The 19,668-nt window shown below is 57.5% G+C and carries 23 protein-coding genes; 10 read left to right on the top strand and 13 right to left on the bottom strand.

Annotation, left to right across the window (positions count from 1 at the left end; translation table 11 throughout):
• Nucleotides 1–6: 6 nt before the first annotated feature.
• Nucleotides 7–174, bottom strand: coding sequence for a hypothetical protein (locus tag LA304_RS12625; protein WP_224503521.1), 168 nt, complete (start codon nt 172–174; stop codon nt 7–9).
• Nucleotides 171–1,562: an argininosuccinate lyase gene (gene argH, locus LA304_RS12620; protein ID WP_224503520.1), complete on the bottom strand. Its 1,392-nt coding sequence runs from the start codon at nt 1,560–1,562 to the stop codon at nt 171–173. Before argH ends, LA304_RS12625 begins: the two co-directional genes overlap by 4 nt.
• Before the next feature lie 13 nt (nt 1,563–1,575).
• Between argH and LA304_RS12615 the strand changes: the two genes are divergently transcribed.
• Nucleotides 1,576–2,154 carry a TlpA disulfide reductase family protein gene (locus LA304_RS12615; protein WP_224503519.1) on the top strand — a complete coding sequence of 193 codons (579 nt, stop codon included), beginning with the start codon at nt 1,576–1,578 and terminating at the stop codon, nt 2,152–2,154.
• Here LA304_RS12615 and LA304_RS12610 read toward each other — a convergent pair.
• Nucleotides 2,151–3,464 (bottom strand): PAS domain-containing protein, encoded by a 1,314-nt coding sequence (locus LA304_RS12610; protein ID WP_224503518.1) that lies wholly within the window; start codon nt 3,462–3,464, stop codon nt 2,151–2,153. The genes LA304_RS12615 and LA304_RS12610 overlap by 4 nt on opposite strands.
• 192 nt (nt 3,465–3,656) lie before the next feature.
• Between LA304_RS12610 and LA304_RS12605 the strand changes: the two genes are divergently transcribed.
• From LA304_RS12605 to yddG, 4 genes are all read left to right on the top strand, one after another.
• Nucleotides 3,657–4,487, top strand: a complete 831-nt coding sequence (locus LA304_RS12605; protein WP_224503517.1) for an EAL domain-containing protein — start codon at nt 3,657–3,659, stop codon at nt 4,485–4,487.
• A 145-nt stretch (nt 4,488–4,632) separates the two neighbouring features.
• On the top strand, nt 4,633–5,808 hold the full coding sequence (locus tag LA304_RS12600; RefSeq protein ID WP_224503516.1) for an acetyl-CoA C-acetyltransferase: 1,176 nt from the start codon (nt 4,633–4,635) through the stop codon (nt 5,806–5,808).
• A gap of 240 nt (nt 5,809–6,048) precedes the next feature.
• Complete coding sequence (gene phbB / locus LA304_RS12595; RefSeq protein WP_224503515.1) at nt 6,049–6,771, top strand: acetoacetyl-CoA reductase; 723 nt, start codon at nt 6,049–6,051, stop codon at nt 6,769–6,771.
• Between the two features lie 86 nt (nt 6,772–6,857).
• On the top strand, nt 6,858–7,721 hold the full coding sequence (gene yddG / locus LA304_RS12590; RefSeq protein WP_224503514.1) for an aromatic amino acid exporter YddG: 864 nt from the start codon (nt 6,858–6,860) through the stop codon (nt 7,719–7,721).
• 9 nt (nt 7,722–7,730) lie between these two features.
• Here the strand turns inward: yddG and LA304_RS12585 are convergent, their stop codons facing one another.
• The 3 genes from LA304_RS12585 to LA304_RS12575 all read right to left on the bottom strand — a co-directional run bounded on the left by LA304_RS12585 (nt 7,731) and on the right by LA304_RS12575 (nt 9,005).
• Nucleotides 7,731–7,898: a YdcH family protein gene (locus tag LA304_RS12585; RefSeq protein WP_224503513.1), complete on the bottom strand. Its 168-nt coding sequence runs from the start codon at nt 7,896–7,898 to the stop codon at nt 7,731–7,733.
• A gap of 133 nt (nt 7,899–8,031) precedes the next feature.
• Entirely contained in the window at nt 8,032–8,790 is a 759-nt protein-coding gene (locus LA304_RS12580; protein WP_224503512.1) for a tRNA1(Val) (adenine(37)-N6)-methyltransferase, read from the bottom strand.
• Nucleotides 8,787–9,005: a putative signal transducing protein gene (locus tag LA304_RS12575; RefSeq protein ID WP_224503511.1), complete on the bottom strand. Its 219-nt coding sequence runs from the start codon at nt 9,003–9,005 to the stop codon at nt 8,787–8,789. Before LA304_RS12575 ends, LA304_RS12580 begins: the two co-directional genes overlap by 4 nt.
• 50 nt (nt 9,006–9,055) lie before the next feature.
• Here LA304_RS12575 and LA304_RS12570 point away from each other — a divergent pair, with 50 nt between their 5' ends.
• Complete coding sequence (locus LA304_RS12570) at nt 9,056–10,054, top strand: polyprenyl synthetase family protein (protein WP_224503510.1); 999 nt, start codon at nt 9,056–9,058, stop codon at nt 10,052–10,054.
• On the opposite strand, the gene LA304_RS12565 is transcribed toward LA304_RS12570, so the two are convergent.
• The 4 genes from LA304_RS12565 to LA304_RS12550 all read right to left on the bottom strand — a co-directional run bounded on the left by LA304_RS12565 (nt 10,051) and on the right by LA304_RS12550 (nt 15,399).
• Nucleotides 10,051–10,887, bottom strand: coding sequence for a 4-(cytidine 5'-diphospho)-2-C-methyl-D-erythritol kinase (locus tag LA304_RS12565; RefSeq protein WP_224503509.1), 837 nt, complete (start codon nt 10,885–10,887; stop codon nt 10,051–10,053). The two genes, LA304_RS12570 and LA304_RS12565, sit on opposite strands and share 4 nt — an antisense overlap.
• On the bottom strand, nt 10,877–12,565 hold the full coding sequence (locus LA304_RS12560) for a tetratricopeptide repeat protein (RefSeq protein ID WP_224503508.1): 1,689 nt from the start codon (nt 12,563–12,565) through the stop codon (nt 10,877–10,879). The genes LA304_RS12565 and LA304_RS12560 overlap by 11 nt, the downstream gene beginning before the upstream one ends.
• Before the next feature lie 143 nt (nt 12,566–12,708).
• A complete protein-coding gene (locus tag LA304_RS12555; RefSeq protein ID WP_224503507.1) occupies nt 12,709–14,361 on the bottom strand; it encodes an electron transfer flavoprotein-ubiquinone oxidoreductase in 1,653 nt (550 codons plus the stop codon).
• Between the two features lie 45 nt (nt 14,362–14,406).
• The gene (locus LA304_RS12550; protein ID WP_224503506.1) at nt 14,407–15,399 is read right to left on the bottom strand and encodes a phosphatase PAP2 family protein; all 993 of its coding nucleotides are present in this window, start codon (nt 15,397–15,399) and stop codon (nt 14,407–14,409) included.
• A gap of 271 nt (nt 15,400–15,670) precedes the next feature.
• On the opposite strand from LA304_RS12550, the gene greA reads away from it, so the two are divergent.
• The 4 genes from greA to LA304_RS12530 all read left to right on the top strand — a co-directional run bounded on the left by greA (nt 15,671) and on the right by LA304_RS12530 (nt 18,332).
• On the top strand, nt 15,671–16,141 hold the full coding sequence (gene greA / locus LA304_RS12545) for a transcription elongation factor GreA (protein ID WP_224503505.1): 471 nt from the start codon (nt 15,671–15,673) through the stop codon (nt 16,139–16,141).
• A gap of 25 nt (nt 16,142–16,166) precedes the next feature.
• Complete coding sequence (locus LA304_RS12540) at nt 16,167–17,174, top strand: hypothetical protein (RefSeq protein WP_224503504.1); 1,008 nt, start codon at nt 16,167–16,169, stop codon at nt 17,172–17,174.
• Nucleotides 17,175–17,295: 121 nt separating this feature from the next.
• Nucleotides 17,296–18,012, top strand: a complete 717-nt coding sequence (locus tag LA304_RS12535) for an AzlC family ABC transporter permease (protein ID WP_224503503.1) — start codon at nt 17,296–17,298, stop codon at nt 18,010–18,012.
• Nucleotides 18,009–18,332, top strand: a complete 324-nt coding sequence (locus tag LA304_RS12530; RefSeq protein ID WP_224503502.1) for an AzlD domain-containing protein — start codon at nt 18,009–18,011, stop codon at nt 18,330–18,332. Before LA304_RS12535 ends, LA304_RS12530 begins: the two co-directional genes overlap by 4 nt.
• Here LA304_RS12530 and LA304_RS12525 read toward each other — a convergent pair.
• The 3 genes from LA304_RS12525 to LA304_RS12515 all read right to left on the bottom strand — a co-directional run bounded on the left by LA304_RS12525 (nt 18,329) and on the right by LA304_RS12515 (nt 19,666).
• A complete protein-coding gene (locus LA304_RS12525) occupies nt 18,329–18,910 on the bottom strand; it encodes a hypothetical protein (RefSeq protein ID WP_224503501.1) in 582 nt (193 codons plus the stop codon). The two genes, LA304_RS12530 and LA304_RS12525, sit on opposite strands and share 4 nt — an antisense overlap.
• 65 nt (nt 18,911–18,975) lie before the next feature.
• Nucleotides 18,976–19,110 (bottom strand): aa3-type cytochrome c oxidase subunit IV, encoded by a 135-nt coding sequence (locus tag LA304_RS12520; protein WP_224503500.1) that lies wholly within the window; start codon nt 19,108–19,110, stop codon nt 18,976–18,978.
• Between the two features lie 64 nt (nt 19,111–19,174).
• Nucleotides 19,175–19,666, bottom strand: a complete 492-nt coding sequence (locus LA304_RS12515) for a DUF6173 family protein (RefSeq protein ID WP_224503499.1) — start codon at nt 19,664–19,666, stop codon at nt 19,175–19,177.
• Nucleotides 19,667–19,668 lie beyond the last annotated feature (2 nt).

Below are 19,668 nucleotides of genomic sequence, written 5' to 3'. Positions count from 1 at the left end.
AGAGCGTCAGTTGAGCGGGAAATGAATGCTGATATCGGTGTCTGTGTAACCACCGCTTGCCGAATTCACGCCGATCGTCGTGGAGACATTCACGTCTGGCGATCTTGGCTCACCATCAGCGCCGCAGGCCGACAGAAACACGGAAACGAGCAAAGCGGTGATGGCGGGTTTCATCCGAGGACCTCTTTCCAACGAGCGATCTGGGCACGCACCTGAACGGGTGCCGTGCCACCATAGCTTGTCCGAGAAGCCACCGAGTTTTCAACCGTCAAGACGTCGAAAACCCCGTCTGTGATCGCATCGTGAACGGTTTTCATGTCTTCGAGCGACAATTCCGGAAGGTCACAGCCCTTTTTCTCTGCCATCGCGACGAGCGCACCCGTCACATGGTGCGCGTCGCGGAACGGCAGACCGGCCTCACGCACGAGCCAGTCGGCGAGGTCGGTCGCTGTCGAGAAACCCGAGGCAGCAGCCGCACGCAGATTGTCGATGTTGCCGGACATGTCGGAAACCATGCCTGTCATTGCGGCGAGGGCAATCATCAGGTTGTCCGCAGCATCAAAGACCTGCTCTTTGTCTTCTTGCATGTCTTTGGAATAGGCAAGCGGCAGCCCCTTCATCACCATCATCAGTGCGACATTGGCGCCGAAAATCCGGCCGACTTTCGCGCGGATCAACTCGGCGGCGTCCGGGTTCTTCTTCTGCGGCATGATGGACGAGCCGGTGGAGAAGCGGTCGGACAGGGTCACAAAGCGGAACTGCGCGGAGGACCAGATCACCAGCTCTTCGGCAAAGCGGGAGAGGTGCATCGCACAAATCGAGGAACACGACAGGAATTCGAGAGCGAAATCACGATCAGCAACCGCGTCGAGCGAGTTCGCGGTCGGACGATCAAAGCCCAGCGCCTCAGCGGTCATGTGACGATCAATCGGGAAACCGGTGCCGGCGAGAGCAGCAGATCCCAGCGGGCTTTCATTCATGCGCGCGCGTGCATCTTTGAAACGGGACATGTCACGGCCAAACATTTCCACATAGGCCATCATGTGGTGGCCCCACGTAACGGGCTGCGCGGTTTGGAGGTGGGTGAAACCGGGCATCACCCAATCGGCACCCTCTTCCGCTTGCGCGATCAGTGCGCGGATCAGCGCGTCGAGACCGGAGATTGCGGCGTCATACTGCTCGCGGGTCCAGAGTTTGAAGTCCGTAGCGACTTGGTCATTGCGGGAACGCGCAGTATGCAGGCGACCAGCGGCCTCACCGATGATCTCTTTGAGGCGAGACTCAACGTTCATGTGAATGTCTTCGAGCGCCGTCGAAAAGGCAAACTCGCCGCCCTCGATCTCTGACAATACCGTGAGAAGGCCTTCACGAATGGCTTCCGCGTCGGTATCGGTAATGATGCCCTGTTTCGCGAGCATCGCGGCGTGGGCGCGCGAACCTGCGATGTCTTGGGAGGCTAGCCGTTTGTCGAAATCGATGGAGGCATTGATGGCTTCCATGATGGCGTCAGGCCCGGCGGCGAAACGCCCGCCCCACATCGCGTTGGATTTCTTATCGGTCATGGACACGTCCCGCATGCTGAAAATTCTGAGTTCTGCCCTCCTTTATACGGCCCTGAGCCTCACTGCAATTCCCGCGGCGGCACAGGACCTGATTGCCCTCAATGCTCTGCGCGAGGGCGATCTGCGGAAGCTCAACTTTCACGACACCCCGCAGGAGGTCAGCCAGCTGTCCTTCGCTGATCTCGACGGCAATGTCGAAACGCTCGCCGATTACGAGGGCAAGCTCGTCATACTGAACTTCTGGGCGACCTGGTGTTTCCCCTGCCGCGAAGAAATGCCAGCGTTCGACCAACTCTCTGCGGCCTATGCCGATCAGGATTTTGTCGTCCTCCCCATCGCGTCTGGCCACAACCCTGTTCCGGCGATCAAGAAATTCTACGCGAACGCAGGTATTGAACATCTGCCGATCAGGATCGAACCAACAGGCAAACTCGCCGCAGAAATGGGTGTTCGGGCTTTCCCAGGATCGTTCATAATCTCGCCCAACGGAAAAGAAATCGCCTCCCTCGTCGGAGATGCTGAGTGGTTCTCAGACTCTGCGCAAGCGATCGTCGAGGAGCTTCTTGGTAGCTACACTGAGACTGACGGCTAGAGCAGGTCCTCATCCAATGCGACACCGCTATAGGATCGCGGCATCGCGCTCTCTACAAGTGCCTTGATTTCCTCCGCGAGGTGCATGATCCGATCCAGATTCGCATCAATCTCGACATGAAACGCGTCCAATTGTGTGATCACCGGAGTCAATGCAGACGATCTCCCCCCAAGGCGCCCTGCCTCCACACGGCAAAGAACGCGGATTGAATCCAGTCCGGTCACAAGTTGACGCAGGTCCTTCGCGGAGCGGGCGAGCCGCTCTATATCGCTACAAACACCCATTAAAACGCGCCCGGAATCGAGCGAATACCCTTCGAGCAGCCGCGCGAGGCCCTCAACCTCCGTTTGAAAACCATCCCGTTCCGAATCTTCTGTGAGTGAGGCGAGAGCAACCTCTTTCACTTCCCGCTGCAAACGGGACGCCGCCATCATGAAGAGTCCGTCATAAACGCGCGTCATGACAGACGAGGACATGCTTTCGAACCCGTCTCTGGAGCGCAAACCGCCAAGATGTGTCGTAACTTCGTCAGACATGAGCCGATAATTCTGCGAGATCGCCGAAATCGGCCCGCCAGCTGGTTCTAGTCGGGACGCAACAATCCGCATGTTTGAAGGGATTCCGCGGATCTTCTCAAATGAGGTCACGAGATCTTTTTGTTCTGCCTCGAGCGTGCCCAGCGTCGGAAGCAACTCATTCATACTCTTGAGTCTTCTGTCCTCCGAGCGCGCGAGGTGTCGATCACGACTCGCAACCTCTTCGCTCAGAGCAAATGAACTAAAGGCGCTGTAACTTGGGAACCCAAGATATCGGAGCGCTTTGCGAATCGCTGACGCACTTTCCTCAGGCGTCAAACCTTCTTCGGTCTCTCTGCCGAGTATTGATGCATAGAGCGCCTGAACCTGTCCGAACATTTCGGAGCTCGGTTTGAGCCGAACAGACAAAAAGCCCCCGGGGATGGGCGAAACCACCGCGTAGACCCAATAGTATTTGCCATCCTTGGCTCGATTCTTGACATAGGCGCCGGTTGGAAGACCCTTTTTGATCCGCTCCCAGAGAATATAAAAGACGCCTTTCGGCATGTCGGGATGGCGGATGATCTTGTGCGGCGCCCCAACCAGTTCTTCCCATGAAAACCCGGATATTCGGCGAAATACCTCATTTCCGGATGCGATCACGCCGCGCGTGTCTGTTCGGGAAAAAAAGAGTTCCGAGAACTCGAACGGCACTTCTTGCGTGCTGACCGAAAAATTCCCGCCGCGAGGATGTATAGACATGTGCAAGCCCAGTTGGTGATGCTGACCACACAAAGCCAGAGCTTTATTTCAATTGAGTTAATCCTGACGCCACCGGAACCGGAACCGGAACCGAAACCGGAACGGTGAACGCGGTTAGAGTGTGCCAGAAAGCGATTTCTGATTTCTTCAAATTTTCTATTTTACCTTCCGTTATGACTAGCTGGTCGACAGTGCGCCTGAAAACACAGCGAAGGCGTGGAAGAAATGGAAGCAGAAGTAAATCTGAGCGGCGCGGGCGACCCGCTATCTGCAGCAGTGGCGGAGAGAGATAGCCAGACACTGGATATGGTACGGGAAGCCATCCGCAAGAAAGAGGTGATGCTGGCCTATCAACCAATCGTGCAATCGCGACGCCCGGAGCGGCCCGTTTTTTACGAGGGCCTCATTCGCGTGCTGGACAAGACCGGCCGGATCATCCCTGCACGTGAATTCATAGAAGTCGCGGAAACTTCTGACATTGGTCGGGAACTAGATTGCCTTGCGCTTGAGTTGGGGCTGGCGGCTTTGGCTGAGCACAAGGATTTGCGCCTCGCGCTCAATATGTCCGCACGATCAATCGGCTATCGTCGCTGGAGAAAGACCTTGGAACAGGGTCTTTCGGCTGATGTAACGGTGCCTGAACGTCTCATCCTAGAGATCACGGAAAGCTCCGCGATGATCATGCCGGACATCGTGTCGGTGTTCATGGCGGATCTGCAGTCTCTGGGGATTTCTTTCGCACTCGACGACTTCGGCGCTGGATATACCGCCTTCCGACACTTCAAAGACTTCTACTTCGACATGATGAAAATTGACGGCTCCTACACCCGCGGGATCTCACGGAACGCCGACAATCAGGTTCTCACACGTGCGCTCGTCTCGGTCGCGAAGCATTTCGACATGTATACCGTCGCTGAATTCGTCGAGACAAAAGAGGATGCGCTATATCTGAGCTCCATTGGCGTCGATTGCCTTCAGGGACACTATTTTGGCGCGGCCACCGTGTCTCCTCCATGGCAACAAAAAGTGCTTCAAAGGAAAATGAGCTCACATTAGTCAAACCCTTTGATTTTTGGATTAAACCTTGCATATGCTGCGAGTGCAGCATATTGAATTGCTCGGGGAGGTGCGCAACTTTGTTGCAAAATCCTCATGGTTTGGGCAATCTCCCCGCCAACTCATAGGGAGAGAGACTATCATCATGACCAACGTTGTTATCGCATCCGCCGCACGGACCGCAGTGGGCAGCTTTTCCGGTTCTTTCGCAAATACTCCAGCACATGCTCTCGGCGCCACGGTGCTTGAAGCTCTGGTTGCACGTGCAGGGATCGAGAAGGGCGAAGTGTCCGAAACCATTCTCGGCCAGGTGCTGACAGCCGGTCAGGGGCAGAACCCCGCACGTCAAGCACACATCAACGCAGGTCTTCCGCAAGAGTCCGCAGCTTGGAGCATCAACCAGGTGTGTGGTTCCGGCCTTCGCACGGTTGCGCTCGCAGCGCAGCACATCATGCTCGGCGACGCGGACATCGTGTGTGCTGGCGGTCAGGAAAACATGTCCCTTTCCCCCCATGTCGCAAACCTGCGTTCCGGTCACAAAATGGGCGACATGAAGTTCATCGACTCGATGATCAAGGATGGTCTCTGGGATGCCTTCAACGGCTATCACATGGGCACCACCGCGGAGAACGTTGCCGAGAAGTGGCAGATTTCCCGCGAGATGCAGGACGAATTTGCGCTGGCTTCCCAAAACAAAGCTGAAGCCGCGCAGAAGGCTGGCAAGTTCGCGGACGAAATCGTGCCGTTCACTGTGAAAACCCGCAAAGGCGAAATCATCGTCGATCAGGACGAATACATCCGTCACGGCGCCACGATTGAGAACATGCAGAAACTGCGCCCAGCGTTTGACCGCGAAGGCACCGTCACCGCAGGAAACGCATCCGGCATCAACGACGGCGCAGCTGGCGTCCTGCTGATGTCCGCTGACAACGCCGCGAAACGTGGCATTCAGCCGCTCGCTCGCATCGCCTCCTATGCGACCGCTGGTCTCGACCCGGCGATCATGGGTGTTGGCCCGATCCACGCATCCAAGAAAGCGCTCGAGAAAGCCGGCTGGTCCGCAGCAGACCTTGACCTCGTCGAAGCCAACGAAGCTTTCGCGGCTCAGGCCTGCGCCGTTAACAAGGATATGGGTTGGGATCCGGCCATCGTGAACGTCAACGGCGGCGCAATCGCAATCGGTCACCCGATCGGTGCATCCGGCGCACGTATCCTCAACACCCTTCTTTTCGAAATGCAGCGTCGCGATGCGAAAAAAGGCCTCGCCACACTCTGCATCGGTGGCGGCATGGGCGTTGCGCTCTGTGTCGAGCGCGACTGAGCAAAAATCAGGTATTGAATGGAAAAGGGCGCCTCCGGCGCCCTTTTTTGTGCAGGCACACCCGCCATAAAAATTTATTGAAAAATCACTTGATTGCGAGCGCGGGACGTCCTGTGATGTAGGTCCAATGGTCGGCATCTCGATGAAAGTTTTTCTGCATCCGCAAAGTAATATTGTTGCGATATGAAAATAAACTGGATAACAAGATTGCCAAGGGAATAACGGATAAGGAGGAGTATCATGTCCAGAGTTGCACTTGTGACCGGTGGTTCGCGCGGGATTGGCGCAGCAATTTCCAAGATGTTGAAAGAACAGGGCTATACCGTTGCCGCGTCGTACGCGGGCAATGACGAAGCCGCTGCGAAATTCACCGAAGAAACCGGCATCAAAACCTACAAATGGAATGTCGCTGATTACGACGCCTCCAAAGCTGGCATCGAACAAGTTGAGGCCGACCTCGGCCCGATCGACGTGGTTGTCGCCAACGCCGGCATCACCCGCGACGCTCCGTTCCACAAAATGACGCCTGAGCAATGGCATCAGGTGATCGACACCAACCTCACCGGCGTGTTCAACACTGTTCACCCGATCTGGCCCGGCATGCGCGAACGCAAGTTCGGCCGTATCATCGTGATCTCCTCGATCAACGGTCAAAAAGGTCAGTTCGCTCAGGTGAACTACGCGGCGACCAAAGCTGGCGATCTGGGCATCGTGAAATCGCTCGCTCAAGAAGGCGCGCGCGCTGGCATCACCGCCAACGCAATTTGCCCGGGCTACATTGCGACGGAAATGGTGATGGCTGTTCCGGAAAAAGTGCGCGAATCGATCATCGGTCAGATCCCTGCGGGCCGTCTCGGCGAACCGGAAGAGATCGCGCGCTGCGTGGCATTCCTTGCCTCCGATGATGCTGGTTTCATCAACGGCTCAACGATCTCTGCAAACGGTGCGCAGTTCTTCGTTTAAAGCCTGACAAATTCGCAAAGCATGGGCCGCACTTTTTGCGGCCCTTTTTCATTGCGCGGCTCGCCTTCGAAACGCTACATCGCGCCATGACCCGTCAGACCGCTACCCTAATCGGCTTTATCGCAGTTCTTAGCTGGGCGCTTCTCGCGCTCTTTACCGTCGGTAGCGCTCCCGTGCCGCCGCTACAGCTCAACGCGATTTGTTTCGCGATCGCGGCTGTGATCGGGTTCGCGTGGATTTGGCGCAAGAAAGCGTGGCACGAGTTGCGGAGTGTTTCTGCCGGTGTCTATGCATTCGGATCACTTGGCATTTTCGGATTTCACTTCTTGTTTTTCTCCGCTCTGCGCCATGCTCCAGCGGCCGAAGCCTCGTTGATCAACTATCTCTGGCCCCTGCTCATCGTGCTGTTTTCCGGCCTTTTACCTGGGGAGCGACTGCGCCCACTCCACATCCTCGGCGCTCTCATGGGCTTCGCTGGTGCCGCGCTGGTTATTGCGGGCAGTGCGAGTTTCACGTCGTCCGCCTTCGTCGGTTACGCCTACGCCCTGAGTGCCGCCTTCGCATGGTCGAGCTACTCGGTTCTCTCACGTCGTCTCGGACACGTTACGACCGCCTCCGTGGCGGTGTTTTGTCTCCTCGCGAGCCTCCTCGCGACGGTAACGCATGTCATGTTTGAAGCGACCAAATGGCCCGCTACGTCAATCGGCTGGATCTCCGTGCTCGCCCTCGGACTCGGGCCCGTCGGTGGCGCATTCTATCTATGGGATATCGGGGTGAAACGCGGGGATATTCAGCTTCTTGGAACCGCGTCCTATGCCGCTCCGCTTCTGTCCACTTTGGCGCTCATTTTGGCGGGTATTTCAGAGCTTCGCCTAACGCTCGTTCTGGCGGCTGCATTGATTACAGCCGGGGCTGGTCTGGCCGCTGTCGCGAGCCGCCAAACCAGATAATGTTCCACGTCAGGTGGTCGTAAGACGCGCGATCTCCTCCTTCAGACGGAGCTTCTGCTTCTTCATATCTGCGATCCGAAGATCATCGACACTCGGCGAACGCTGAGCTTTTTCGACGGCTTCGGAGAGGGACTCGTGCTTTTTCTTCAGTTCCTGGACATGGGACGTCAAATTCATGGCATTTCCTCTCGTTTGTGGCAGCTTTTGTAAAAGCTGTGTGACAACTGCACCATATAATTTGAGTCGTGTCACGGCTTTGTTTTGGAATAAAATGACGCACTTAGATCCGCGCGCGAAATATTGCCAAAGATCAGGTCGGCCAATCCAAAGATGAGCCGTTCCGCAGGATATTCGAAACTTCTTTACAATAGCTTTCGCCGTCCCGCTCGTGACGCTCCCCTTCGTGCATAATCAGGGGCGCGCAGAGACGAAAAATGGCACGCCCGCCCTTCCGTGCGCGCAGGATCACGAGCTCCGCATCACGACCAATCCGCGGCTGAATCGGGCGCACCATGAGGGACCCAAGACGCCCCTCGCAGGCCGCGAGCATCTCGGGCAAGCGGTCCACCTTTTGAATCATGGTCAGGTAGCCCTTTGGCCGAAGCCGACGCGCGGCAACATCGAACCAGGTCTCCAGCGGCGTGTCGCCCCCGAGCGCGGTCTCGCGCCCTGCATCTGTCGCAGCAGTAGAGCGGTGGCGTTCGTAGTAAGGCGGGTTCGCGATCACGTGGTCGAAGTGCGTTTCTTTGATCTCGGGTGGCAAGGCACGCAAGTCCGCTTCAACCACCACCATTGGCGCCCCATTTTCCAACGCTGATTTGCGGGCGAGGTCTGCGTAGAACGGTTGGAGTTCCACGCCCGTGATCTTGAGATCTGGAACGCGCGAGTTAAGACAGAGCGAGGCCGTTCCAGCCCCGCATCCGAGTTCAAGAACGGATTGCCTGGGACGGGCCTCCACAGAGGCCGCAAGCAGCACAGGATCAACACCCGCCCGATAGCCTTTTTTCGGCTGGAACACATGCACGCGGCCACCCAGAAAGGCGTCCCTGCTCAACTCGCTTTGCGTCACAAATTCTCCAGTTCGAACTCGTTATCCAACAGGATGCGCCGTGCCTGTGCCAAGTCGTCATCCGGCACCATCAGACGGCGGGGCAAAATGCCGATGCTTCCCTCTAGGACGCTCATATGGACGTCCATTTCAAAGCAGTCTATATCCTCTGCGGAAAGAAGCGCTTTGGCATAGACGATCTGGGTCGGGTCTGTCGTTCGCAAAAGAAGTTTCATACGCAGGATTAAAGGACAGACCACAGGGTTTGTCGAGCCGAGGAGGTCCTATGGGACTGGAGAAATCCATCGTTAAGCCGCATGAGAGATTGGCCCATGCGTTGGCACCTGAACTTGACGCTGTGAACACGCTCATTCGCGAGCGTATGTCCTCTGAACATGCACCGCGTATTCCTGAAGTGACCGCACACCTGATCGAGGCCGGCGGCAAACGCCTGCGCCCGATGCTGACCCTCGCCGCTGCAAAGGCCTGCGGGTACGAAGGCCCCTACCACATCCACCTCGCTGCAACGGTTGAGTTCATCCACACAGCGACGCTCCTGCACGACGACGTGGTGGATGAGAGCGCTCAGCGACGCGGACGCCCGACCGCGAACCTGCTGTGGGACAACAAATCCTCCGTTCTCGTTGGCGACTATCTTTTTGCGCGCGCGTTCCAGTTGATGACGGATGCAGACAACCTGCGTGTCCTGCGCATTCTGTCGAACGCATCTGCGACCATCGCGGAAGGCGAAGTGCTTCAGCTCACGGCGGCGCAGGATCTGCGGACGGATGAAGGCATCTACCTTCAGGTTGTCCGCGGCAAAACGGCGGCGCTCTTCTCCGCTGCGACTGAAGTGGGCGGTGTGTTGGCTGGGTCTTCCGAGGATGTCGTGAAAGCACTCTTCGACTATGGCGACGCACTCGGCATCTCTTTCCAGATCGTTGACGACCTTTTGGACTACTGGGGCTCTGAGCAGACCGGCAAGAACGTCGGGGATGACTTCCGCGAGCGGAAACTCACCCTCCCGCTGATCAAAGCAGTCGCAAAGGCCGACGATGAAGAGCGCGCTTTCTGGGTCCGGACTATCGAGAAGGGCAAACAGGAAGACGGCGATCTAGAGCACGCCATTTCGCTTTTGAACAAGCACGGCGCCCTCGAAGAAACCCGTGAGGTTGCCCTTGAATGGGCAGACAAGGCGAAAGCAGCCCTCGCGACCCTCCCGTCGGGAGAGATCGTCGAGATGCTGTCTGATATTGCCGACTACGTGGTCGCGCGTCTGCGCTAATCACGCCCGGGCAGCGTGCTCGCTGCCCTCACCCACCACCATGGATTGCCGTCTGCCAACTGCGCGGCCGCGGCATTTGCGGTGAGGCGGTCTGAGAAGAGTGCGAAACAGGTCGCGCCGGAACCGGACATCCGCACCAATTGCGCCCCCGGCAACAGAGCAAGCGCCGCCAGAACCGCTGCCACCTCGGGCGCGGTCTTCACCGCCGGCTCCTGCAAATCGTTTCGCTGCGTTCCGAGCCAGTCGATGAAAGCCAGGGTATCAGGCCACTGCGGCAGCGCCTCCGCCATAGGAGCGTTGTCCTTACGTGCCAATCCCTTGAACACCTCGGGTGTGGACACTTCCACACGCGGGTTCACCAACACCATGTGCAGCGCAGGCATCGGGATCGGGCTCAGCTCCTCCCCAACGCCACGCATCCGGACAGGCGCGCCCTTCAGACAAACCGGAACATCGGCGCCAAGAGCGAGCACACGCGCCGGATCGAAGCGAACCTCTCCCAAACGCGCCGCAGCCCTCAAGGTGGCCGCAGCATCCGCAGAGCCGCCACCAATGCCGGAGGACGGCGGCAACCGCTTGTCGAGCGTGAGATCCATCCCGACACCAGTCATCGAAGCGGCCTTCATCACTAGGTTACTGCCATCCGTCGGCACACCTTCCGCAAATGGTCCGGTAACAGTGAGACTGCTTTCCTCAGCGGGCGACGCGATGATCTGATCCCCGATGTCCACGAAGGTCACGAGGCTATCGAGGAGGTGATATCCGTCTGCGCGTTGTCCAGTGATGTGCAGTGTCAGGTTGATCTTGGCAGGGGCGAAAACCTTAACCGTCATTTACGTCCCTCGTCGGCTCTTCACCTTCTTCTATGAGCACGCGATCCAACCCGATTTCGAGCTTGCGGCGAATGCGATTGGCCTCGTCTTCTTCCGGCTCAAAAGAGAGGGCGCGTTGCCACTGAAACTGGGCTTCGCGCTCGCGCCCGACCGCCCAATACACGTCCCCGAGGTGGTCGTTGACGATGGGATCGACGGGCATCAATTCCACGGCGCGTTCCATTGGTTCGACAGCTTCCTCATAGCGCTGGAGACGGTACAGCCCCCAAGCGAGGCTATCTATGATATATCCATCCATCGGGCGGGCTTCGGCGGCCTCACGGATCATTTCCATCGCTTCATCGAGATTGATTTTCAACTCGAGGAAAGAATACCCGAGATAGTTGAGCACTCGGGGTTGCCCTGGCTCAAGCTCAAGCGCCTTCCGCAGATCGGCCTCCGACTTCTCCCACTCATCAAGACGCTCATAGGCCGTCCCGCGCGTGAAATAGAGCGGCCAGAGAGCCGCTGGCGCGGGTTGATAGCGGTCGATCACGACGCTGTAGGCCTCTACGGCCTCCTCATACCGTTCTTGGCGGCGCATGGCATCGCCGAGCGCTGTGAAGGCATCATCCAGCTCAGGATGCGATTTGGTGAGCTGACGAAGGACTTCCAATTCAGCGTCTTCTTTCCCAGCAGCGCGCAGAGAGGCAGCGCGGCCTAGCGTGGCTTGCGTATACGCAGGATCGTCGGTCGCGATCATGTCGAAGGCCTCGGTGGCCAGGTCGAAATTGCCGAGACGCTGCAGAAGGAAGGCGACGTTCAGGTGGTAATCAGCCACATCCGACCGGAGCGCCTGCGCAATCCGCGCGTAAAGAAGCGTATAGGCATCGTCGAGCCCGCCCTCTAGCGCCGTTGCCACCGCAAAGAACACATCCGCCATTCCGTCACGGGCAGACCCGATCACGGAAAATGGAAGCGTCTCTCCGGCCTCCAATGCCGTTCGAATGGCCGTCAGTTCAGGATCAATGCTGACATCGCCGAACATTTCCTGAAAATACGCCAAGGCCACGTCATTGCGCTCTAGCTGGCTCAGGGCCTCAACTTTGGCGATCACGGCCGACCGTGTCGGAGGCGTGTCCGGTGCGGAGAGAATATCAACGGTGCTCTCGAAATCCCCAACCATCGCGAGCGCGAGGGCCTTGTTATACGGCCCGAAAAACTCAAAACCCTGCCCGCTGCTCGAGTTGTCGTCGAAAAGTTCGAGCGCGCGTGACATATCCCCCAAACCGACATACGCCCACGCGAGCATGAGGCCATCCACAACACTGCTGATGCTCTGGCCGCCTTCAATGGCTTCGATCAGCCCCTCGTAATCCTCGTTCTGTGCGAGCAGGGTCAGGGTGGCCATTGCCGCGATCTGATTTCCCGGCTCGATCTGCTCGAGGATCATGGCGTAGCCGCGCGTATCGTCAAACTCGCCGAGCGAGATTTTTGCAGACACGAGAGATTCCAGCAGAGCGGGGTTTTTCGTATCCGTCGCCACGGCACGCGCGGCATAATCAGCGAGTTCGGAAAAATTGCGCTCAATCATCGCCTGCCGCGCAGCAAGGTAGGAACCGGCATCGGCATGCGCCACGTTGGGGGCTATGACACCGCTTCCGACGAGCAGCCCCACGGCTGTGAGGGTGGTTATCAAGCGGCTTGCGCGATCTGGCACCTGAGCACTCCATAGCGAGGATAGTTTCAGAGAGCCTATCGCCCAAAACAGTGGGCTGCAACGCAAACGGGGACCCGACAGGCCCCCGTTTCTGATCTAAAAAACACGTTGCCGTGAAAGGCTTACATATTCGGGTAGTTCGGCCCGTCGCCGCCCTGCGGGACGGTCCATGTGATGTTCTGGCTGGCTTCCTTGATGTCGCAGGTTTTGCAGTGGACACAGTTCTGGAAGTTCACCACGAATTTGGGCTCTTCGCCCTCCTCGGTGAGGTATTCGTAGACACCAGCCGGGCAGTAACGCTGGGACGGGCCTGCGAACTCTTTGAAGTCCACATCGATCGCGACCTGCGGGTCCTTCAGTTTGAGGTGGCAGGGCTGGCTCTCTTCGTGGTTCGTCGCAGCAAAGGACACGTTGGTCAGGCGGTCAAACGAGATCACGCCATCCGGTTTCGGATAGTCGATCGGCTTGAACTTCGACGCCTTGCCGGTGGATTGCGCATCTGTCTTGCCGTGCTTCACGGTGCCAAACAGCGACGCGCCAAACAGGTTGTTAGTCCACATGTCGAACCCGCCGAGCGCAAGGGATGCGGTAAGGCCGTATTTCGACCAGAGCGGTTTGACGTTGCGCACGCGCTTGAGGTCTTTGCCGACCGCGCCGTCGCGCAGCTCGGTTTCGTAGCTCTCGAGCGTATCGCCCGCACGGCCCTCTTTGATCGCCGCCACGACGTGTTCTGCCGCCGCTTTGCCGGACAGCATCGCGTTGTGGTTGCCCTTGATCCGCGGCACGTTCACGAGGCCGACAGAACAGCCGAGAAGTGCGCCACCCGGGAATGCCGCTTTCGGCATCGACTGGTAGCCGCCCTCGGAGATCGCACGGGCGCCGTAGGCCACGCGCTTGCCACCTTCGAGCAGGCTCTTCACCATCGGGTGCTGTTTGAAGCGCTGGAATTCCATGTAGGGGAAGAGATACGGGTTTTCGTAGTTCAGGTGCACCACGAAGCCCATGTAAAGCTGGTTGCCCTCGGCGTGATAGATGAATCCACCGCCACCTGCGTTCGACCCGAGCGGCCAGCCCATGGAGTGCCACACCTTGCCTTCGCGGTGCTTTTCCGGGTCGATTTCCCAGATCTCTTTCATGCCGAGACCGAATTTCTGCGCGTCACGCCCTGCTTGCAGGTCGTATTTCGCGATAATCTCTTTCGCCAGAGACCCGCGCACGCCTTCGGAAATCAGCACGTATTTGCCGTGCAGTTCCATGCCCGGCTCGGTGTTCTCACCGATGGAGCCGTCTGCTTCGAGGCCGAATACACCGGCTACAACGCCTTTGACCTCACCGTTCTCGCCATAGACGAGCTCGGAACAGGCCATGCCCGGGAAAATCTCTACGCCCAGTTCTTCAGCTTGCTCTGCCATCCAGCGACACACATTGCCCATGGACACAATGTATTTTCCGTGGTTCGACATCAGCGGCGGCAGCGGGAAGTTCGGGATGCGGATTGAGCCGGCTTCACCCAGGATGTGGAACTGGTCTTCCTTCACCTCGGTGGTGATCGGAGCGCCCTTTTCTTTCCAATCCGGGATCAGTGCGTCAATCCCGACAGGATCCAGAACCGCGCCGGACAGAATATGGGCGCCAACTTCGGACCCCTTTTCCAGAACGACGACGTTCAAGTCCTCGTCCAGTTGTTTCAGCCGGATTGCCGCAGACAGGCCCGCAGGACCCGCCCCAACAATCACAACATCATATTCCATCGTCTCGCGCTCGATACTCGACATAAAATTTCTCCATGGCTCAGACGCTTTCCGAGGGCTTCGTAACCTCTAAGCGTGGGCTTGGTCAATTTGCGATGGAGCCTTTCTTTGCGCCTTGCGCATTTTGCGGTGCAGAAAAATTCGCAAAACGACAAAAATCACACCAACAAGGGCAATCGAGGCATATCCATCCACTGCATAGTGCCATCCGGTATAGACCGAAAGGAACAGAATCGTTGCCGCAAATGCGATGCCAACGGGAGCAAAGATGATCGAGCGTTCTGAAACGTAGATCGCCCAGATTGTCGCGATTGCGACGTGCATAGACGGGAACGCTGAAATCCCGGAACCGCCGAGCTGCAACCCTCCATCCACCGAATATTCGCGCCAAAGCGCCTGCTGAACGCGGTCCACCGATGTCCCCGGAAACGTCAACTCCCGCAGCGAGGCAAGCATCGGGGCGAAATCGGAGCGGCCTGTGACGAGTTCGAAATAGATCGGCCCCGCAGCGGAAAAGGCCACCGCGAGAATATCCCCGATCAAAACCCAAGAAATGGCATATAGCCAAAGATACCGCGCCTTACGGACCTCATCCTGATCACTGAGCGCGAGCAAGACAGGAAAAGAAAAGGCAAACGCGCCCCAGAGCCCGGAATACGTAAACGCCGCCCCGTCCGTATCAATCCACGCGCTCAGGCTATGCGCCAACACCCACGGGTCATGCCCGCCATGAAGCGCGCGGTCCCACTCGGCGAGCATCGGGTCCGCCCAAAAGGGCACGAGGCTCGGGATCAGGGCCTTGAAGAGCGTGTAGCCGGAGACCAGCGCGATGGTGGCCACGAACGCCACACAGGCTTCGGACAAGCGCTTCGGATGCTTCCAGCCAAAATATGCGAAAAAGGGCAGTGTGTAGATCACCCACGGCCCGGCACCCATGTATCGAATTGTCGCCAGCGCAAATCCGACGATCCCGGGCAAATGAGCTGTCGTCCCACGGATCAGCGTCGTCGCGAAGATCGCGATCGTAAAGAAGACGAAGGAAAATCGGGCGAACCCCAGCACAGCCAAGCCCCTTTGGCAGTTGGAAGGTATGTTGGACGCCTTTTTACCTGACTGTCCATTACGGCACAATTTAGACTTCGCGGAATGCACTCAGCAGCCAATGGAAACAAAAAGGCGCTGAAAGCCGCCGAAAATCCCGGTCCTGCGCGCTCTGCCCCCTTGAAAACCCACCGCAACTCAGGTCAGGTAGTCCGACATAAATGAAGCAACCCGAAGCACGCAGAGATCACGCAGGTCTTTGTAGTGCTTTTTTCGTGCAGATGAGTGCCACATGGAAAAGATCCTGATGACCCGTTCGGGTCACACCGAAGCAAACGCAGAGTTGAAAAACCTCAAATCCGTGGAACGTCCTGCGATCATTCAGGCGATCGCCGAAGCACGTGAACTGGGCGACCTTTCCGAGAACGCCGAATACCATTCCGCCCGCGAAAAGCAGAGCTTTATCGAAGGCCGCATCAAAGAGCTCGAAGGCATCCTGTCCCTTGCGGAAGTCGTGGATCCGAGCTCTCTGTCTGGCCCTGTGAAGTTCTCCGCAACGGTGACCATCGTCGATGAAGACACCGACGAAGAAAAAACCTATCAGATCGTTGGCGAATATGAGGCCGACATCGAGCGTGGTCTACTTAACATCAAATCCCCTCTCGCCCGCGCCCTGATCGGCAAGGACGAGGGCGATAGCGTCGAAGTGCGCACTCCTGGCGGTGAAAAAAGCTACGAAATCCTGAAGATCGCGTATATCTGATTAAGAGAACGCGGTCTTGGAGGCCATGGCGGTGCAAGAAACCCCGAGGAAGGTCGAGTTAGGCGTCTACCAGCGCCCCGATCAAGAGCCGAAAATCACAATGACCGAAGTGATTGCAGCATTGCTATCACTTCTTTGGCTCGCCTTGTCCGCCGGTTTCTTCATGATTGTCGGCAAGGGGTCGAACGACTTCGACTCCATCCGCTTCGTGATGATGCTGATCGCGATCTTTATGCCCGTCTCAATGATTTGGGTCGGCGCACTTGCTGTGCGGGCGGCCCGCACCATGCGGGAAGAAAGCTACCGCCTTCACACCGCGATTTCCGCCATGCGCCAATCCTACCTCTCGCAACAGGCGGGTAGCACGCCAAACGCGGCATTGGAGAAAAAGCTCGAAGATATCGCAGCCGCACAGCGGAGAACCGAAAGCGCGCTCGCGATGTTCACAGCCGTCCGCCCAGGTCAGACGCCACCGGAAGACAAGCTTGCGATCCCCGCCCCGGAATTGGTTGAGAACCAGGCCTCGCTCGAACTCGGCACACCGTCCGAGAGCCTCGCGCCGCCGCTCTCCGTTGCTGACTTCATCAAAGCCATGAACTTCCCCGAGACCGCCGAGGACAAAGAAGGCTTCCGTGCACTCCGTCGTGCTCTGTCGGATCGCAAGGTGAGCCAACTCATTCACGCCGCCCAAGATGTTCTGACCCTTCTGTCCCAAGACGGGATTTATATGGACGATCTCCATCCTGATCGAGCCAAACCCGATGTCTGGAGACGTTTTGCGAAAGGGGAACGCGGTGCGACCGTCGCCCCTCTTGGCGGTGTAAAGGATCGTGCGTCGCTCGCACTCGCATCAGCCCGTATGCGCCAGGACGCGATTTTCCGCGACGCCGTCCACCATTTCCTCCGTAAGTTCGACAAAACCTTCGCGGAGTTCGAAACCACCGCCACGGATGAAGAAATCGCAGCTCTGACAGATACACGCACCGCGCGCGGCTTTATGCTTTTGGGGCGTGTGACGGGCACGTTCGAATAAGCAAAGCGCCGTTGCGCACCGCTTATCGATTTTCGAAGCCCCCTTTCTCACAAAACACGGTTGGCCGAACAGCGTGCCGACAGTAGGGTTGCCAGAATTTTTCAATCGGTCGAGTTTTCCCATGTCCGCATCTCCTGCCACTCAGCAATTTATGAAAGGCGCCAAAGACGGCCTGCCTTTCCATCTGGTGATCTGGCCTTTCGCGGCCATCTTCGGCGCGATCGCAACCAAAGCTGGGCTCAACGTCGCGGAAGTCATGGGCTTTTCGCTTTTGGTAATCGCCGGTTCCGCGCAGCTCACCGCCGTTCAACTGCTCTCCGACAATGCGCCGACCCTGATTGTCATCATCACGTCGCTGACCGTGAACCTGCGGATGGGGATGTATTCGGCGGCGATCACCCCGCATCTGGGGAAAACACCGCTGCTGACGCGCGCATTCGCCGCCTACATGCTCTATGATCAGCCTTATGCGCTTTCCTCGATCAAATTCGAGAAAGATCCCGACATGACCCTCTCCGAGAAGCTGGGGTATTTCTTTGGTGTCGCGATCCCGATTGCCGTCGCGTGGTATATCCTGACGCTTGTCGGAGCATTGTTGGCAGATCAAATTCCGCCCGATCTCGGCGTCGACTTTGCAGTTCCTGTTACGTTTCTTGCGGTCGTTTCGCCAATGCTGAAGACCCTCGCGCATATCGCGTCGGCGTTCACCTCTGTGGTTCTCGTGCTTTTGCTCGGCTTCATGCCTTACGGAACAGGCCTTTTGATCGCCGCTGCATGTGCGCTCGTTGTCGGGGCGCAGGTCGAGATCTGGATGGAAAAGAGAAAGGCGATGCAATGACGGACGCGAGCACCTTCGAAATCTGGCTCATCATCTTTGCGATGGCGGCCGGCACATTTCTGATCCGCTTTTCTTTCCTAGGCATGGTCGGCGACCGCCCGCTGCCCGCATGGGTTTTGCGCCTGTTGCGCTATACACCCGTTGCGGTCCTACCTGCAGTGGTCGCCCCCATGCTACTGGGCGTGAAGGCAGACGCAGACCCGCTGCGCCTCTTTTGCGCGGCTGTGACGCTCGTCATCGGGATCTGGACGAAGAACGTGCTCTGGGCGATCCTCACAGGGCTCGGCCTGTTTTTCACCCTCGGCGCATTCCTCGGTTAACTGGAATTCGGGAGCAAGAGCGGCGGCGCCAAAACGAGCTGCCCATTCTCATCCGGACTGTCATCGTAGAACTTGGTCTCTGTGACACCGGGAAATTCACCGAACCATTTCATCAGCGCCTTCGGGGACATGCTCAAAGGAGCATCCTCGAAACCCGGAATGTCTCTGAGAATCTTGCCAACACTCTGCGCACATTGGGTTTTCGGAACCGCACCGTAGGCCTGAATCTTGGCCAAAGCGAGTGTCGCGATCTCCGGACTCACGGTGATGGTTTGCTCAACCACGTGCCACGTGACCCGCGCGTGATAGTCTTTGTAGAACTCGACCGCCGCATCCGACATACCGAAATGCACATCGTTCCGTTCGGGAAGATGGGGGTGATAGAAGGTGCCCGCCGGATCAAAGATCGCGCGTTGCTCGGGCGCATTCACCATAAGAGACGAGTGCCCGCCAAAGCCAGACTTGTTGTTGATCACCGTAAAAAGGGTGAGTTCATAGGGCGCACCATGCACGTAACGCGCACGGGAAACTTGCTCATCAGGAGCCCAAATCGGCTCAGCCGCGCCACAAGCAGTCAAAAAAACAAGGCACATGAGCCAGACGGCTCGACGCAAAAAGGACAAGGTCTGGCTCCGGTGTTGTATCAGCTATTGAATACGGCGAGGAAAATCAGAACGAAGATGGAAATACCGGCGCCCCAAGTCGACCATTTGATAAAGCCTTCAAAGGTCTTCTCCTGCACAGAGATATCCATCTCACCATGTTTGTGTTCAGCCATTGTGCGTCTCCCACTCTCTTTTGAGGTTCTTTGAAACCTGAATTAGACGATTCAGGAGGGCCTGTCACCCTTCTGAATCGTCAGGATTTCCAAGTTCTCGCTCCAAATCCGCAACGAGACGGAACCCGATGCGCGCGGGCGGCGCTGACTCCGTCGGTTTCGGAAGCGCGCGCAGCATGACGTTAAGTTGAGTCACATGCTGGACGAGTTGAGTTTTGATCCCGTTTTCGTCCAATCCGTAAAACGTGACGATATCCGGATCGAAGAATCCGAGCCCCTCAATCCGCATCACGCCCGTATCCGACCCCGCAAACCCCATCGCGATTTCGTGCTCGCTATCAAGCTGCTCTTCGAAGTTCTGGATATAGAGGATGAGCCGTTCATACGCCCATTCCGCAGGGCTCTTTTCCTCGACCGGTTTGCTCGCGACGGATTTTGGGAGCGGCTTTTGCTCTGCGGTGCAGGCATCCGGATCGGCATGGACGACACGAGCTTGCGGCATCGCAGAGCTCTCGTGCACTTCTGCGGTTGTATGGATGTCGTCACGATCTGCCATGT

Source organism: Celeribacter litoreus (assembly GCF_020165855.1).
Lineage (GTDB): Bacteria > Pseudomonadota > Alphaproteobacteria > Rhodobacterales > Rhodobacteraceae > Celeribacter > Celeribacter litoreus.
This window is presented reverse-complemented; position numbering and strand designations above follow the sequence as displayed.